17 protein-coding genes are annotated in these 16198 nt (G+C 31.8%); 7 read left to right on the forward strand and 10 right to left on the reverse strand.

Annotated features, from left to right (window positions below):
• Window positions 1–35: 35 nt before the first annotated feature.
• Entirely contained in the window at window positions 36–836 is an 801-nt protein-coding gene (locus Q0910_RS01065) for a TIGR00266 family protein (protein WP_299211372.1), read from the forward strand.
• A gap of 132 nt (window positions 837–968) precedes the next feature.
• Entirely contained in the window at window positions 969–1166 is a 198-nt protein-coding gene (locus Q0910_RS01070) for a hypothetical protein (protein ID WP_027392192.1), read from the forward strand.
• Window positions 1167–1182: 16 nt separating this feature from the next.
• Here Q0910_RS01070 and Q0910_RS01075 read toward each other — a convergent pair whose 3' ends face one another.
• From Q0910_RS01075 to Q0910_RS01085, 3 genes are all read right to left on the reverse strand, one after another.
• Window positions 1183–2133, reverse strand: coding sequence for a LysR substrate-binding domain-containing protein (locus Q0910_RS01075; protein WP_299211375.1), 951 nt, complete (start codon window positions 2131–2133; stop codon window positions 1183–1185).
• 111 nt (window positions 2134–2244) lie between these two features.
• Window positions 2245–3291, reverse strand: a complete 1047-nt coding sequence (locus Q0910_RS01080; RefSeq protein WP_299211379.1) for a histidine kinase — start codon at window positions 3289–3291, stop codon at window positions 2245–2247.
• A 62-nt stretch (window positions 3292–3353) separates the two neighbouring features.
• Window positions 3354–4142 carry a LytTR family DNA-binding domain-containing protein gene (locus tag Q0910_RS01085; protein ID WP_299211382.1) on the reverse strand — a complete coding sequence of 263 codons (789 nt, stop codon included), beginning with the start codon at window positions 4140–4142 and terminating at the stop codon, window positions 3354–3356.
• Window positions 4143–4422: 280 nt separating this feature from the next.
• Here Q0910_RS01085 and Q0910_RS01090 point away from each other — a divergent pair, with 280 nt between their 5' ends.
• The 4 genes from Q0910_RS01090 (at window position 4423) to Q0910_RS01105 (ending at window position 8302) form a co-directional block, all read left to right on the forward strand.
• On the forward strand, window positions 4423–5247 hold the full coding sequence (locus tag Q0910_RS01090; protein ID WP_299211385.1) for a DUF5694 domain-containing protein: 825 nt from the start codon (window positions 4423–4425) through the stop codon (window positions 5245–5247).
• Entirely contained in the window at window positions 5244–5672 is a 429-nt protein-coding gene (locus Q0910_RS01095) for a DoxX family protein (RefSeq protein WP_299211388.1), read from the forward strand. The genes Q0910_RS01090 and Q0910_RS01095 overlap by 4 nt, the downstream gene beginning before the upstream one ends.
• A gap of 102 nt (window positions 5673–5774) precedes the next feature.
• A complete protein-coding gene (locus Q0910_RS01100; protein WP_299211391.1) occupies window positions 5775–7541 on the forward strand; it encodes an FG-GAP-like repeat-containing protein in 1767 nt (588 codons plus the stop codon).
• Window positions 7542–7996: 455 nt separating this feature from the next.
• On the forward strand, window positions 7997–8302 hold the full coding sequence (locus Q0910_RS01105; RefSeq protein WP_299211394.1) for a hypothetical protein: 306 nt from the start codon (window positions 7997–7999) through the stop codon (window positions 8300–8302).
• Window positions 8303–8381: 79 nt separating this feature from the next.
• Here Q0910_RS01105 and Q0910_RS01110 read toward each other — a convergent pair whose 3' ends face one another.
• The 7 genes from Q0910_RS01110 to Q0910_RS01140 all read right to left on the reverse strand — a co-directional run bounded on the left by Q0910_RS01110 (window position 8382) and on the right by Q0910_RS01140 (window position 15355).
• Window positions 8382–8801: a DUF2141 domain-containing protein gene (locus Q0910_RS01110; RefSeq protein ID WP_299211396.1), complete on the reverse strand. Its 420-nt coding sequence runs from the start codon at window positions 8799–8801 to the stop codon at window positions 8382–8384.
• Window positions 8802–9070: 269 nt separating this feature from the next.
• Entirely contained in the window at window positions 9071–10402 is a 1332-nt protein-coding gene (locus Q0910_RS01115; protein ID WP_299212670.1) for a DUF58 domain-containing protein, read from the reverse strand.
• Window positions 10403–10407: 5 nt separating this feature from the next.
• On the reverse strand, window positions 10408–11499 hold the full coding sequence (locus Q0910_RS01120) for a MoxR family ATPase (RefSeq protein ID WP_299211399.1): 1092 nt from the start codon (window positions 11497–11499) through the stop codon (window positions 10408–10410).
• 46 nt (window positions 11500–11545) lie between these two features.
• Window positions 11546–12760: a DUF4350 domain-containing protein gene (locus Q0910_RS01125; RefSeq protein WP_299211402.1), complete on the reverse strand. Its 1215-nt coding sequence runs from the start codon at window positions 12758–12760 to the stop codon at window positions 11546–11548.
• Between the two features lies 1 nt (window position 12761).
• Window positions 12762–13514, reverse strand: a complete 753-nt coding sequence (locus Q0910_RS01130) for a DUF4129 domain-containing protein (RefSeq protein ID WP_299211404.1) — start codon at window positions 13512–13514, stop codon at window positions 12762–12764.
• A 1-nt stretch (window position 13515) separates the two neighbouring features.
• Window positions 13516–14394, reverse strand: coding sequence for a hypothetical protein (locus tag Q0910_RS01135; RefSeq protein WP_299211407.1), 879 nt, complete (start codon window positions 14392–14394; stop codon window positions 13516–13518).
• Window positions 14384–15355 carry a stage II sporulation protein M gene (locus tag Q0910_RS01140; protein ID WP_299211409.1) on the reverse strand — a complete coding sequence of 324 codons (972 nt, stop codon included), beginning with the start codon at window positions 15353–15355 and terminating at the stop codon, window positions 14384–14386. Before Q0910_RS01140 ends, Q0910_RS01135 begins: the two co-directional genes overlap by 11 nt.
• A 36-nt stretch (window positions 15356–15391) precedes the next feature.
• On the opposite strand from Q0910_RS01140, the gene Q0910_RS01145 reads away from it, so the two are divergent.
• Complete coding sequence (locus Q0910_RS01145) at window positions 15392–16108, forward strand: RDD family protein (protein WP_299211410.1); 717 nt, start codon at window positions 15392–15394, stop codon at window positions 16106–16108.
• Window positions 16109–16198 lie beyond the last annotated feature (90 nt).

Below are 16198 nucleotides of genomic sequence, written 5' to 3' on the forward strand. Positions count from 1 at the left end.
TATTCATTAATCAATAGAAACAAATAATAAAAAACATGACAGCACACGAAATAGACTATACCATTTATGGGGAAGAAATGCAATATGTAGAAATAGAATTGGATCCTCAAGAAGGAGTAATTGCCGAGGCGGGAAGTTTTATGATGATGGATGATGGTATTAAGATGGATACCATTTTTGGAGATGGCTCACAGAAAGATCAAGGATTCATGGGCAAGATTTTTGGAGCAGGAAAGAGGTTACTTACGGGCGAGAGTTTATTTATGACTGCTTTTTATAATGAAGTAATAGGTAAAAAGAAAGTAAGTTTTGCATCTCCATATCCAGGAAAAATTATTCCGATAGATCTAACCGAATATGGAGGAAAATTTATTTGCCAAAAAGATGCTTTTCTATGTGCTGCAAAGGGTGTTTCTGTTGGAATAGAGTTTTCCAGAAAATTAGGAAGAGGTTTATTTGGGGGAGAAGGGTTTATTATGCAAAAGCTCGAAGGAGACGGTATGGCCTTTGTGCATGCAGGAGGAACCACCGCAAGAAAAGAATTACAAATAGGAGAAAAATTAAAAATAGATACAGGATGTATTATTGGATTCTCTAAAGGTGTTAATTATGATATAGAGTTTGTAGGAGGGATTAAAAACACCATTTTTGGAGGAGAAGGATTGTTTTTTGCAAACCTAACAGGACCTGGAGTGGTGTATATACAATCATTACCATTTAGTAGATTGGCTAATCGAGTATTAGCTTTGGCTCCTAGAGGTGGTGGTAAAAGTAGGGGAGAAGGTAGTATTTTAGGTGGGTTAGGCGATATTTTGGATGGTGATAATAGTTTTTAATAAAGTTAAATAAGGGTTAAAAGACAGTTTTTTGGTTTTATTTGACTATATTAGATTCAACAACTTTAAAATAGTAAGTATAATCCTACAATTACTTGTATTAAACCTAACATTTTAAACCCCTATTAATTTATGGCGAGAGCAATGTTTGATTACACTAAGACTGTACTAAAAAAAGTTAGTTTTGATGTAAATCTATTTACAAAAGAGGTAATTAAAGCACTAAACAGATTACTTCCACACGAGATTGAAGAATTAAAACTTTGGATTCAATCTTTAGCACTAAACAAACCAGAGTTAGAACCTTGTTTAATTTATTTAAAATCATAAATATAAAAGCGACTTTTTAGTCGCTTTTTATTTTAGATAAAGGGCTTATAATTTGTACATTCTGAAAAGTAATTGCGCCTTTTACTACTCCTGCAATTGTAGTATGTAGTGCTTCTATTATTTGCATTTTTAATTCACTTTTATGATAAATAAGACTTACTTCTCTAGCTGGAGATGGTTCATTGAAATGATGTAAGTTTCTTTTCTCTTTTTCATTAATATCTAGTGTATGGAGATAAGGTAATAGTGTCATACCGAGTCCTTCATTAGATAACTTAACTAACGTTTCGAAACTTCCACTTTCTAACTGAAAGTGATCATCATCATAGCTTTTTTGAGTTTTACAAAGGTTAACAATCCCATCTCTGAAGCAGTGCCCGTCTTCTAGTAATAGCATGTCATCTATATCGAGATCAGAAACATCAATTTTATTCTTTTGATTTAATCTGTGACTAGGAGGAATATATCCTACGAAAGGCTCGTAATATAATACCCGTTCTTTTATATTTTCATTTTGCAATGGTGTTGCGGCAATAGCAGCATCTAGATGTCCATCTTGTAAACGTTCCATAATAGCTTCTGTAGTCAGCTCTTCAATCTTCAGTTTTACTTTGGGATATTTCTTTATGAAATTATGCAAGAACATTGGCAATAGTGTCGGCATCACCGTTGGTATCACTCCTAATTTAAATTCACCTCCTATAAAACCTTTTTGCTGGTCTACAATATCCTGGATGCGTTCACTCTCATTCACAATATTTCTAGCCTGTAGTACTAATTTCCTACCTACTTCAGTTAGTTCAATTGGCTTTTTGCTTCGATCAAAAATAAGGATGTCTAACTCTTCTTCTAGTTTTTGAATTTGCATACTTAAGGTAGGTTGAGTAACAAAAGTTTTTTCAGCTGCTTTTGTGAAATTCTGGTGTTCAGCTACCGCAAGAACATATCTTAATTGTGTTATAGTCATTGTCGTTTTTTTGCAACACAAAAATAAAAAAGCTATTGATAATATTGATCAAATAAATGATAAAAATTTGTTTTATCTATAGAAGGGTTAAGTAATGTAGTTCTCACTAAATTATATGCTATTAGATATAAGTATAGGCAGTTTTATAGTAGTTAATACGCCTGAATTATTTTGCCGTCCTTCGAAATTATCCATGCTGAAATGATAATTTCCTTGATAAATGGTATCTATTCTGGATAGAATATTGGTGATTCCTGTACCAAAAGTAATATCCTCGTTTTTTGGTAGTGACTTACCGTTGTTAGATACTTCTATGATTAAATAATTTTTAGATTTTGACCCTTTTAAAGTGATTTTTAAATTATCATGCTTCAAAGAAAATCCATGCTTTATCGAATTTTCTATAATAGGTTGTAAAACCAGAGGAGGAACCTGAAGCTCTAACAAATCATCCTCTATGTTTATTTTGAAATCAATTTTATCTCCAAACCGTATTTTTTCTATTTGAATATATTTTTTTAACAAATGCAATTCTTGCTTCAATGTAAGCAATTTTATATCTTTTAGATTTAATGTATCTCGTAGCAAGTCACTTAAATCCGCAATAGCATTTTGGGATTTTTCAACATTAATTTCCATTAAGGCAGAAATGTCATTCAAAGTGTTAAACAGAAAATGTGGTTGTAATTGTGATTGTAAGGCATTTATTTTAGAATCCAGTAACTGCGATTTTAGATTTTGCTCTCTTAACTCGGTATCGGTCTGTTTTTTAAGATAGTAATAGGCATACACAATGGCTAGCATAGTAAAGTAGACAAAAAAATTAAAACTAAGTCCACTTAAGCCTCTTACCCAAACCGACTCGATTGTTATTGGGGAAGTAGTCTGATGGATCAGTTTGCTGGATACCATGGCCATGAAGGATGAATAAAAAGACAATAAAAATGCTGCAAATGTGTGTAAGATTAGGGATTGTATAAAATACTTTCTTTTATATATAAATGGTAATGTTATATATATGGCTATACCTAAGAAAAGTGATTTATAAATATAATAAACAATAAACGTTACTATTGTTTTACCAATGTCCTGATCAACAGGGTTTGGTCTCCAGTAATTTACTAAAATAGATCCTGTAAAGTCTATAACATAGGCCATAAAATAAAATAGAAGCAAAAACCGAAGTAACTTTTTGTTTAAAAAAAAATGTTTTCGAATACTCATTTTATATTCATTTTTCGTAAAAAATCGGATTTGTAATTTTTTGTAAGGACAAAGCTTTCTCCACTATTTATGGTAATACTGTAATCCCCAAGACCCTCGCTGAATACAGCTTTTATTTCTTTTAAACAGATGATTGTAGATCTATTAATCCTTGTGAAGTTATCCGGATTTAATCTACCAATTAATTCACTCATCGAAATTCGATAGATATATTTCTCTTTATTCCTGGTAAAAATTTCGGCATAATATGCTGATGAAGTAATATATTTAATATCATTTACATTAATAAAAATATATTTTTTACCAATTTTAATTACAATTTTATCCAAATATCTATTACTTCTACCTTGATCAACTTGATTATTATCCAAAAAGTTTAGTAGATGATTAATTTTATTCCGATAGCCATTAAGTTCTTCGGATTTCAGCTTCAGTTTAGCCCTGTTAAAAGAGTCAATTAGGCGTTCCTTTTTGTAGGGTTTTAATAAAAAATCAACTGCTTGAATTTCAAAGGCCTTTACAGCAAAATTATCAAAAGCAGTTACAAAAATAATAAGAGGAATGGTAAAGAGATCATTTTTTAATTTTTTGATAACATCAAAACCGGTCATATCAGTCATTTGGATATCGAGAAAGACAATTTCTGGTGTTTGCTCTCTTATAAGGTCAATAGTTTCTTTACCTGAACTGGATTCTATAATTTGATCCAAACCATCAAGTTTATTAAGAATACTAAAAACTCTTTTCCTTGCTAAATCTTCATCATCTGCAATTAAAACTTTCATATTTACTAAATAGCCTGATTGAACAAAACCTGTAAAATAAAATAAAACATATAATCCTTTACCGAATTGATAAGAAGATTATAAAATATAGATATGAGTTACTTAATTTTTGATATAAGCTTCTAGTCTGTGGTTAAGTTATGAAATAGAAATCTATTTGATGTCAAAGTATGTCTTATTTATCACCCTTTGAATCAAAAATATCAAATCTTGTTTTATGATAAATATCTGTTTTTAGTTTTGCAAATAACAGTTTAAGTTGAATTAGTATTAAATTTTGATGAAGTATACTACTTTTTTTGGGATATTATCACTAGTGGTAAATATCTCTTGCAACGATATAATTGGTTCTGATAAAGTAAAAGCATCCGAACCAACTACTCCTTCTATAGCATTTTTAGGAACCTTTCATTTCGGATCTACAACAGATTACTCTTCTATGAAAACGGATAATTTCTTATCGGATAAAAGACAGCAGGAGATAAACAAATTGGTAGCCGCTTTGGCTCAGTATCAGCCTACCAAAATAATGCTGGAATATACTGTTAAGGAAAACGATAAAGTAATGGAGCATTTTACAAATTATCTTTCTGGAGGCTATGAACTTAGGTTAGATGAGAGAGAGCAACTTGGTTTTCGTTTAGCAAAAAGATTAGGGCACAAAAAAATTTATTGTATTGATTATAAGAAGCCGCTTCCATTAAAAAGATTATCTGAATTTGCTAGCAAACACGATCCTGATACGTTCGAGAAATTTCTAAAAAGTATTAAAGAGAATGACAAAAAAGACTCTGAATATCTTAAAAATGTAACGCTTCTTGAATATTATACTTATAAAAATACAGAAACAGAAGATTTAAAAAATAAAAATCAATACTTAGTAGATACAGCGGGGTTTATTTCGGATTCTTCTTATATAGGAGTAGAATTCGTCTCAAAATGGTGGGAGCGAAATTTTCATATTATGGCGAATATAGACTTGGAAATCGAACCAGAAGATCGTGTTTTGGTAGTTATCGGAGGAGCACATAGAGCCATTTTAAAGGATTTTTATAAAGACAGGAATGATATAGAATATGTAGAAATCAACACGTTTTTAAAATGAATTTAGATCGTATTAAAAAGTATGCAGATGTTTGTATTCGCTTACCCATAGGATTTCATTTGATATACGGAGTACAGGATAATATTTTTTCGTGGGATGATATGCTAGGATTCAGAGAATTTCTAGAAAGTCATGGATTTCCTTTCCCTTTAATAGCTGCTCATATTTCGGTCTACGCACAGTTTATTTGCGGTGCGTTGTTTATTCTTGGTTACAAAACCAGGTATGCTGCTTTGGTTATGGTTTGCAACTTTATCATAGCGATTATAGCTGTACATTTAAATGACCCTTATTTTAATAAATTTCCTGCAATCATGATGCTTTTCGGTTCGTTTTATATGTTATTACATGGTGATGGATATTACACTATTAAAGTTTTGATGAATCAATTAAAGTCGAAACAAAGAAATCCACCTTTGTCATAAATATCAAAAAATAGTAAAAACATATCTTAGGCTTTTAGGTCTATATCATTCTTAGCTAAACTAGCTTCTACTATCTTTTAATTTGTTGGAAAATCATAAGACATGAAAAAAATAGTACTACTTAACCTTATATTTCTAAATATAACGTATCATTCGAATTCTCAATCTTTTGAAAATCAAAATATACCAGACGTGACAACAACTCTATCGGCATCGCGAAGTGCCAACTTTGTCGATATTAATAATGATGGATGGGATGATATATTTTTCTCAAATGGAAGATCAGGTGGACAGAATAACATGTTATATATCAACAATACAGATGGAACTTTTACAACAGTTACAGGAGATGATATTGTAAGTGATAATAGCAGTTCTGATGGAACTAGTTTTGCGGATGCTGATAATGATGGGGACTTGGATGCATTTATGGTAACTTGGGCATCTTCGCCAAATGGTATTAATTATTTTTATCGTAATAATGCTGATGGCACCTTTACTCACGAACCCAGTAATGTATCTGGTATTTCATCTACATTTTCTGAAATGATTACCTGGGTAGATATTAATAATGATCAATTATTAGATATCTATTTTACGAATAGTGCTGGAGCTACAGCCAATCGTTATTATGAGAATCAAGGAGATGGTAGTTTTCTACCAGTTACTAATCTTTCTATTACTGGCGAAATTTTGCGTACCAGATCAGTTGATTGGATAGATTACGATAATGACGGGGATTGTGATTTATTTCTGACGAATGAAAACAATACCAGAAATTCACTTTTTAGAAATGATGGAGTCAATAGTTTTACGCAAATAACAGATCTATCGATAGTACAGGACTTTAGAACTTCTGGAGGAAGTTCGTGGGGAGATATTGATAATGATGGGGACTATGATTTGTTTGTAGCTAATTATAGCAATCAAAACAATCAATTATTTATTAATGATGGTGGCACTTTTGTCGAACAAACCTCTTCTGTCATAGCCTCAGGAGGAGGATTTTCGTTTGGTTCCTCTTTTGCAGATATTGATAATGATGGAGATCTTGATTTATTAGTATGCAATGCATTTTTGGCGGGTCAGGAAAATAATTTTGTATATATAAATGATGGTCAAGGCAATTTCACTCAGGATACCACTAGTGCATTGGCTTTGCAAACAGGATGGACGTTTGGTTGTGCGTTTGGCGATTATAATAATGATGGCTGGTTAGATGTTATTTTGGCAAATACATTGAATGAAGCCCAGACAAACTCGCTCTTTAAAAATACAGGTTCGGGAAATAATTGGGTTAAATTTAATTGCATAGGTACGACATCAAATAAATCAGCAATAGGAGCTACTGTTAGAATTAAAGCAACGATTGATGGTAATGAGGTTTGGCAGACCAGAAAAATAATGGCTTCCTCAGGTTATAATAGTCAAAATAGTTATGCAGTTCACTTTGGGTTGGGGGATGCTACTATAATTGACGAACTGGAGATTACCTGGCCAGTTGGAGATATCGAAAGGTTGACTGATCTAGCTATCAATAATTATTACACATTAACAGAGAGTTCTGTACTTAGTGTTTCAGAATTCGAAAGATTTAACGCTTATATTAAAATATTTCCGAATCCGACAGGGAACAGGTTACAGATATCTATAGATGAATCTTTTTTGGACAAAGGAGATGCTAATTACGATTTTACAATATTTGATAGCTTAGGAAAAAAAACAAAGGTTTTTAAAAACTTAAGAGCAGAAGAGTTAAATAATAATACATATTTAGAGATTTCATCCTTATCATCTGGTACCTATTTTTATGAGTTAAAGCCACACAACTCAAATAATTCAGCCAGAGGAAAGCTTATAAAGAAATAATAACTAATTGCTTTATAAGTTTAATGTGTCAAGAAGGCTAACTCATATCGATTAGCCTTTTTGATGTATTAGAAAATATTCTAATTATTACATATTACTAGACATCGAATTAAACAAAATAGATAGCATCAAGTAGATAACTCCTAATTTTAATTTATTTCTAATAAATCCTTTTGTGATTAACTATATTCTGAATTCGTTCATTCTCATTCGTAATATTTCTAGCCCGTTGTACTAATTTTCTACCTACTTCAGTAAGTTCTAATTGGTTTTACTTCTTTCAAAAAATAAGGATGTCTAACGCTTCCTATAGTTTTTGGATCTACATACTTAAAGTATATTGTGTAGTTAAAGTTTTTCTGCTGCTTTTGTGAAGTTTTTTACAGAAAATGTTTACCTCTTTCTTTTTGTTCATACTAACTACTGAAAAAACTTTAATAATAAAAACGAAAGTGATGAAATCAATTACAAAAACTACATTAATGCTAGGACTAAGCCTATTTACATTTTTAACATCTTGTTCTGAAGAAGATATTGTTGAAGAGCTTACAGGAGGCTGTGTCCCTTTATCAGCCATAGAAAATTATAGTAATACATTAGAGCGTTATTCTAATAACCCAACAGTAGAAAATTGCGAAGCTTTTAGAGCAGCTTCGATTACATATTTAAACGAATTAGATAGCTGTCCTTTTATCGAAGATGCTGATTTAGAGGAAGCATTACGCGATGCTAGCGAGATAAGTTGTGAGGACAATACTTAAAATTATTACACAAAGAAAGGGTTTTGCCTTACTTTATAGGCAAAACCCTCTTTTTGATTGATGATTATGTATTAGTTGATTAAAATCTAATTTCTAGTTCCAAATCTTCAGTACCTACTTCGAATTTAGCATCTGTCCACATAGGTGGTCCATAGCTCATGTTATTATTGGATACTCCATAACTTTCTTTTGGCATTCCATTTTCTTCAAAATCCATTCTCTCATTATTATTAGCATCGTGTACGCAAGAGATTCCATATTCTCCTGTAGGGATATCTGTAAATGTAATTTTAGCTACCCCATTTGTTATTTCACCTTTTGCTGATTTAATAGGAGCAGCTTTCATAAAAGTAGCTTCGTCATATAAACCAAAAAGTACAGCGCCGTCAGAGTTAGATACGTTAGGTACTGTTACTGTGATGGTAATTCCCGCAGTATCTTGTGCTTTGGTTACAAAATTTACGGCTGTCATTGCTAAAAGTAAAATTAGAGTTTTCATAAGAGTTTAGTTTTTTGATTTTAATTATTTCGTTTTGATGATTCAAAAGTCTATAAATCTTATGTGTATTTATAAAGTATCTAACTCAATTGTAGAATTTATGGGATGAAATGTATTCTAGTATGTGAATAGATGAGTAAGGAGTGTTTTTAAGTAAGGAAGTATGGTAGTATTTGGGTAGGTGAGTTGTTGATTGGATCAGCGTTTGAGTATTGGAGAGATCTGTATATTAAAATCGTCAATCTAAAATCTAAAACCCGAAATTATGATTATAAAAGTCCTCTTGCTTTTATCTCCAGATATTTATTGATAGTATTTACCGTTAAATCTTCAGGCGATGTTAAAACGGTCTGAATCCCATGTCTTTGTAATTCTTTTACCATTATTTTTTTATCATAAGCGAATTGCTGCGCAATCGTTTGATCATAGATTCCTTCTAAATCCTCTGCGTTATGATTTATCAATTGATGTAGTTCAGTATTCTCAAAGAAAATTACAACCAAAAGATGTTTTTTCGCTAGTGCTTGTAAATAGGGAAGTTGCCTTTTTAAAGCAGAAATATGTTCAAAGTTGGTATATAGCAATAAAAGACTGCGATGATTTATTTGTCTTTTTGCGTGTGCATATAATAATCCGAAATCAGCATCTAGAAACTGTGTTTTGACATTATATAAAGTTTCGGATACATTATTAATATATGTTTTCTTTCTACTTGCGGGTAAAAAATTACTAACGGTATTAGAAAAAGTCAGCATTCCTACGTTGTCATTTTTTTTAAGTGCTATGTTAGAAAAAGCCAGCGTACTATTTATTGCGTAATCTAATAAACTTAGTTCTTTGAAAGGCATTTTCATCACACGACTTTCATCAATAATGGAGTAAATCGGTTGTGATTTTTCATCCTGAAATTGATTAATCATCAGATTTCCGTGCTTAGCAGTAGCCTTCCAGTTAATGGTTCGTACATCGTCGCCAATTACGTATTCTTTGATTTGCTCAAACTCCATAGTATGACCTATGCGTCTGATTTTCTTAAGTCCGAACTGAGTTAATTTATTATCGATAGCAAGGAAGTCATATTTCTTCATTTGAATAAAAGATGGATATACTTTTACCATAGCCGATTTATCAAAACTATAGCGTCTTTTGACTAAGTTGATTTTAGTCATAGCATACACATGTAAATGACCAAAAATGTATTCACCTCTTTTAACAGGTCGCAATGAATATTCGAAATCTAAGGTCGATTTTGGGTTAATTACACCTGTTTTTAAGAAGTCACGTTTTTGAAACTGAACAGGGATCTCATCAATTATTTCTGTGTAGGTAGTAAATGAATAGTTGTTTTTGACTCTAACTGGAATCGCATTAAAGTCACTGTTCGAAAATTTTTCTGGAAGTAATCTACTGGCTTCAATACCATTTCTGGTGTTGAACAAAATAACAATATCGAACAAAAAAGTAATCAGCAATCCCCATACCAATAACCAAGCTAATGGATATACCGCATGAAACCAATACGAAACTAAAAATAGTACCGATAGGATTGCGAGTATATAAAATACTCTAGAACTTAGATATAAGGATTTATAGAATTTAATCACAATTAACGTGGTATTTCTACTGATTGTAAAATCATTTCAATGACATTTTCAGTAGTCATTCCTTCCATTTCGCGTTCTGGAGATAGTATAATACGATGACGTAATACAGGATATAACGACTTTTTAATATCTTCTGGAGTAACAAAATCTCTACCGCTAATCGCAGCAAATGCTTTTGAAGCATTCATGACCGCAATAGAAGCACGTGGAGAACCACCCAAATAAAGATGCGGATGTGTTCTCGTTTTGGTAATGATCTCTGCAATGTATCCTAGAATCTTTTCTTCTATAATAATTTCCTGAGTTTTTTTCTTATACTCTACAAGTTTTTCCGGTGTCATCACAGGATTTACCATTTCTAATGGCTTTTGGGCTTTTCTTTCGTGATGCGTTTTCAGAATGTCTACTTCTTCCTGTAATGATGGGTAGTCAACTTTGATTTTAAATATGAAACGGTCCAGTTGTGCTTCTGGCAATGCATAGGTTCCTTCTTGTTCAATTGGATTTTGCGTAGCCAATACCATAAAAGGAGGTTCCATAACATATCGTATTCCATCAATGGTTACCTGGCGTTCTTCCATAACCTCAAACAATGCTGCCTGTGTTTTTGCAGGAGCACGGTTGATTTCATCAATTAATACCATATTAGAAAATATGGGACCTTTCTTAAATTCGAAATCACTGGTTTTCATGTTCAGTACAGAAGTTCCTAGAACATCACTAGGCATTAGATCAGGAGTAAACTGAATTCTGTTAAATGCTGTTTCCAGTGTTTTAGCAAATAGTTTTGCAGTAACTGTTTTGGCAATTCCAGGAACACCTTCAATAAGTACGTGACCGTTAGACAAGAGCGAAACGATAAGTAGTTCAATAAAATCCTGTTGACCAATAATTACTTTTGCTAATTCAGTTTTTAACTTTTCTACCGCGTGTTGTAACTCACTAAGATCAATACGATTCTCAAAGTTTATCTTTTCCGAAGTATCTTCGGTAGTCGTCGTAGCTTCTTGCGGAGTATCAATAGGAGCAGTATTTCCCTCGGCTTCCTGAGGAGTATTTTCTAAAGCATCATTTTGTAACTCTTCGTTTTCCATATGATTATATTTATTCTCAGTAAGAGATTGTTCTATATCTTTATTGTTATGATTTATTTTTAAATTCGCTTATCATATCATATAATCGAATTAATTCTTCTTTCGAGATAACTCTTTTGCGATTGAGTTCTTCAAAATACCTAAATAAATTTTTAGTGTCTTCTATATCATTATTACTTCTGGCAGAAATATCTAGCAATGTTTTTTCATCCAGTGTATTTGTCTGTATTCTAAGATTGTGATGAACATAATCTAAAAAGAGAAGGTTTTGTTTTTCTACAATTTCTTTATGTTTTTCCTTTTCATAATACATTGCGCTAATCGTTCTGGTAAAAGCCAGCGTCTGGTTTTTAAGAGGTTCTATAATTGGGATACTTCTTTGTTTTCTTTTTCCTTCAAAAATAACGAAAAGCAATGCTCCGATTATTAAGGTATAGTATGCCCATTTTAGATATCTGTTTTGTAATAAGAAAAATAAAGGAGATGTATAAAATGTTTTTCCGGATTTATAATGATTGTCCCAGAGAATTTTCTTAGTTGGATCTAGATATGATAACATATTCTGAGTGTATTCATAATTCTTGTCTGTTAACATAAAGTAGTTTCCAAAAGCTTCAGGAAAAGAATGAAGTAGTATTTCTCCATCGCCAAAGGATTGTTTGATATAATTTAGTTTTGGGTCTTTAATCTGTAAAGTATCATTGTATAGTTGCGTAACTCCAAGAACTGTTGCGTTAACAGTATCTATTTCACTAAAATATGGATTATATATATTGCGATCATAATGATACGGTTTTTCTTCTTTTAGATTTTTATTAACCAATTCGACCATTGGTTGGGTAGAAATGTCATCGATCGATATCAGATTATCTGTATCGATTAACAGCGTGTCTAGTAGGTTTCTACTAATAGTTTTTGAAGATACAAATAAGGTGTTGCCTTTTTCTACCCAGCTCAATATTCTATTCAATTCACTATCATCAAAACCAATAGATCCATTTACAAAAAAATAGGTGCCAGATACTGTATCATTATCCAATAAAAACTCATAAGGAGGTTGGTTGATATCTTTTAATCTACGATCTCCAAAAGTCTCTTTCATTATAGAGTAAGATACAAATGTTCCTAAAGGGATTTTGTCAGTCTTAGCATAGCTCGGAAACCAGTTAATAGGTTCTGGTTCACTTGCCTCCAGAAAAGTAAGTAAGCCTATAACAGCTATGATTATAATGATAAATATTTTAGACTTTTTACTTAACAAATTATGAGGGTATGCTATTAGTTATTGATTTAAATTTTTGTTGCGCTTGATGAAACGATTTCTCATCAACTTCAAAACTTCCATACCAGATGAAGTCATATAATCGAGTAATATTCCGAAACTTGCTTTTTAAAGAGTCATCTTTCAGTTCTTTTAAATAATCGGTATTCGTTTTTTGAGATTCCCAGTCGATTAATTCGGTATCTGATAATTCTTTTAGCACAGAAAGGTAATAATACCTGATTGCCAGTCTATAATTGTTCTCTTTTAATGCTAACTCTATCAATTGTTGAATATCTTGATTCTGAATAATATCCTCATCCTCTGTAAGTATGATTTGTGGAGCTTCTTGTTTTTCGAATAGCATATCTCTTGGATTTACTCTCATAAATAACCATCCCAATAAAAACAATACACCTACAATGATTAGATAAGGTAAAAGGGTAAGCAAAATAGCCCAAAATCCTGTAACTTCTCCGACACCAAATAACCACTGTGTAAATCTATTCCATATTTGACTTAGCCATTTTTTAAACTGTGTCCAGATATTATCCGGCTCCTCATATTCGGTATAATTAAAGTCATCATCATTTAATAATTCTTGAATTTTATCAGAACTAAACTTTTTAATTTCTTTACTAGAATCAAGATCATAGACGATCTCTTGAGGTTCAGATACGGTTGTGGTATCTTGAATCTTTGCGGATACAGAAAAAGATGCGGTTAGTACTAAAAAGTAAAGTAGTATTTTCAAGTTATTCGGATTTACCTAAAGAGTCAATCTGTTCTAAAGTTCCTGTATGATGTTTTCTTTCATTTAGATTGAAATAAATGAATGCACTGGAAATTGCGGTAAAGAGGTATATAATTATATATTGTATTACCGATGCTATTGTGTTTAATACAATAAATACCCAGTCAAACATACTTGAAGGATCCGAAAAAGATCCTTCTGTTGCTGCTGTAAATGTTTTAAAGAATGTATACATTATTGCCGGGATGGAAAATATCATACTAATAATGTATGATAATATTCCGATAACAAGCAGTGTAGCAAAAGTGATCCACCACTCGTTTTTTACTAATTCAAAACTTTCACCAATAGCATCAAACACACCTGATTTACGAAAAATAAGTATAGGAAAAACAAGACTTAGAGGCACATATAAGTATATTCCTGGTATGACACATAATGCAAATCCTACTATAGTCATTATTGATGAAATAATAGCAAGTCCTATAATACTTCCTAAATCCTTTTTTACACCATCAACAACAGTTTCTTGATTAATTACACCTACGTTATCAATATATACTTTTATGTAGTGCAAAACAGTCCCAAAAACTAATCCATAAAAAAGTAATACCGTCATTAGCATGACCAATGCAGCTATTATTATTCCTCCAGAATTAAATATTTGTGAATTCCCTCCAATATTAAAAGGATCCATAATATGAGAGGATGCGTAGGTATAATAGCCTATAGCAAGAAGCATTACAATAAAGACAATGCCAGATGTTTTAACTAAAACGGAAAATAGTGGTTTAATGTTAGTTCTTAAAAATGCAAAAACATCTGTAAGAATCTCTCCTAGTTCTCTCTTCTTTTTAAATTCTATATAATTATTGTTCATCTGTCAAAATTGATTTTTTATATAATTGTCTGGGATATATAACGTAATAGAATAGAATTAAACTTAAAGATCCCATTATAATAAAAATAGCCAGCCAATCTGGCATTTCTGTATGTCGAGTTACAAAACCTTCTAAGAAACCTGCAATAATAAAGAAAGGAACTGTACTTATCACTATTTTTAATCCTGCTTTAACACCTCTAACAAAAGAAGTAAGACGTGTATATGTTTTTGGGAATAAAATAGAATTACCGACTACTAATCCTGCACATCCTGCAATAATAATAACCGAAATTTCTATAGTTCCGTGTATCCAAATAGTTCTGGCACTTTCCCAGAGTAATCCTTTTTCATAAAAGAAGTATTGAAAAGCACCTAACATAATAAAGTTTTGCATAAGCATAAAAATAGTGCCAATTCCTAACATGATGCCTAATATGAAACAGTTTAAAGCTACTCTGATGTTGTTTATAGTAATCCCAAGAAACATATTAGTCTCTTCCATTTTCTTATATACAGCCATGGGATCATCATTCTCAATATTTTCTAATGTCATATTCACATAACCATCTCCTAGAATAGATCTAACAAATGCTCCATCCGTAGCAGAAGAATAAACTCCTATAGCAGTAAAAAGTGCTGAAATTAAAAATGCAATAAGAAGCTGTCGCTGATATTTATAAAACTCTAAAGGAAATTCTTTTACCCAAAAGGAATAAAATCGATTTTTCTTTTCTTTTTTTGTTTTATAGATTTTTTGATGTGCGTTAGAAGCAAGTCCGTTTAAGTAGCTGAATGTTTGGCTATTAGGGTAGAAAGTTCTCGCGTAACTTAAATGATCAGTGATCTCAATATATAAACTGGAAAGCTCATCTGGAGTTATTTGTGCATTATTAAGCAGAACACTTTCAAATTTTAACCATTTATCTTTATTTTGCTTCACAAAAGCCGCCTCACGCATGGATCAAAAATTAGGAGCTTCAAAGAAACATAATTAATGGATAATTTTCAAATAGAAACTGCTCAAAATGTAAGTATACAGCAAAATGCAGCTGGAATAGGAGAAAGGATCTTGGCATACTTGATCGATCTCTTGATTATTATAGCCTATTTTATCGTTGCGCTTTTTTTTATAGGAGCTTTGGACTTGGATGTCGGAGATCAATGGGCATTTTGGTTGATAATAGGACTTCCTCCTTTTCTTTACTTTTTATTATGGGAAACTTTTTGGGACGGAAAAACTCCTGGAAAGGCTACTATGAAGCTTAGAGTTGTAAGATTAGATGGTTCCAGACCTGCTTTTTCGGGTTACCTTATTAGATGGTTACTTAGACTGATTGATATTACTTTAGCATCTGGAGGAATTGCTGTGGTGGCAATTCTTTTTAAAGGAACCGGACAACGACTTGGTGATATGGCTGCCGGAACTACGGTAATAAGTGAGAAACAAAAAGTTAGATTTCATCAAACGATTTTAGTAGATATTCCTGAGGATTATAAACCAGTATATCCACAAGTTACTGTTTTTAGTGACATGGAGATGCGCAAAATAAAAGGTATTTATCAAGATGCTAGAAGAAATGGGAACCATAACATCATTTTACAACTCTCTAATAAGGTAAGTGGTCTTATGCAAATTACGCCTCAAGAAAAGCCAGTACAATTTCTTTCGAAGGTATTAGAAGATTATAATTATTATACGCAGAAACTTTGATTTGGAGGGTTAGTATTTGAGTTAGTGAGTAAATGTTTTTTATAAATTTAACTTTAAGCTAAAACTTAATAATTACATCGCTAAATCTAT

Origin of the sequence: uncultured Aquimarina sp. (assembly GCF_947495315.1) — a bacterium.
In the GTDB taxonomy this organism is placed as follows: Bacteria; Bacteroidota; Bacteroidia; order Flavobacteriales; family Flavobacteriaceae; genus Aquimarina.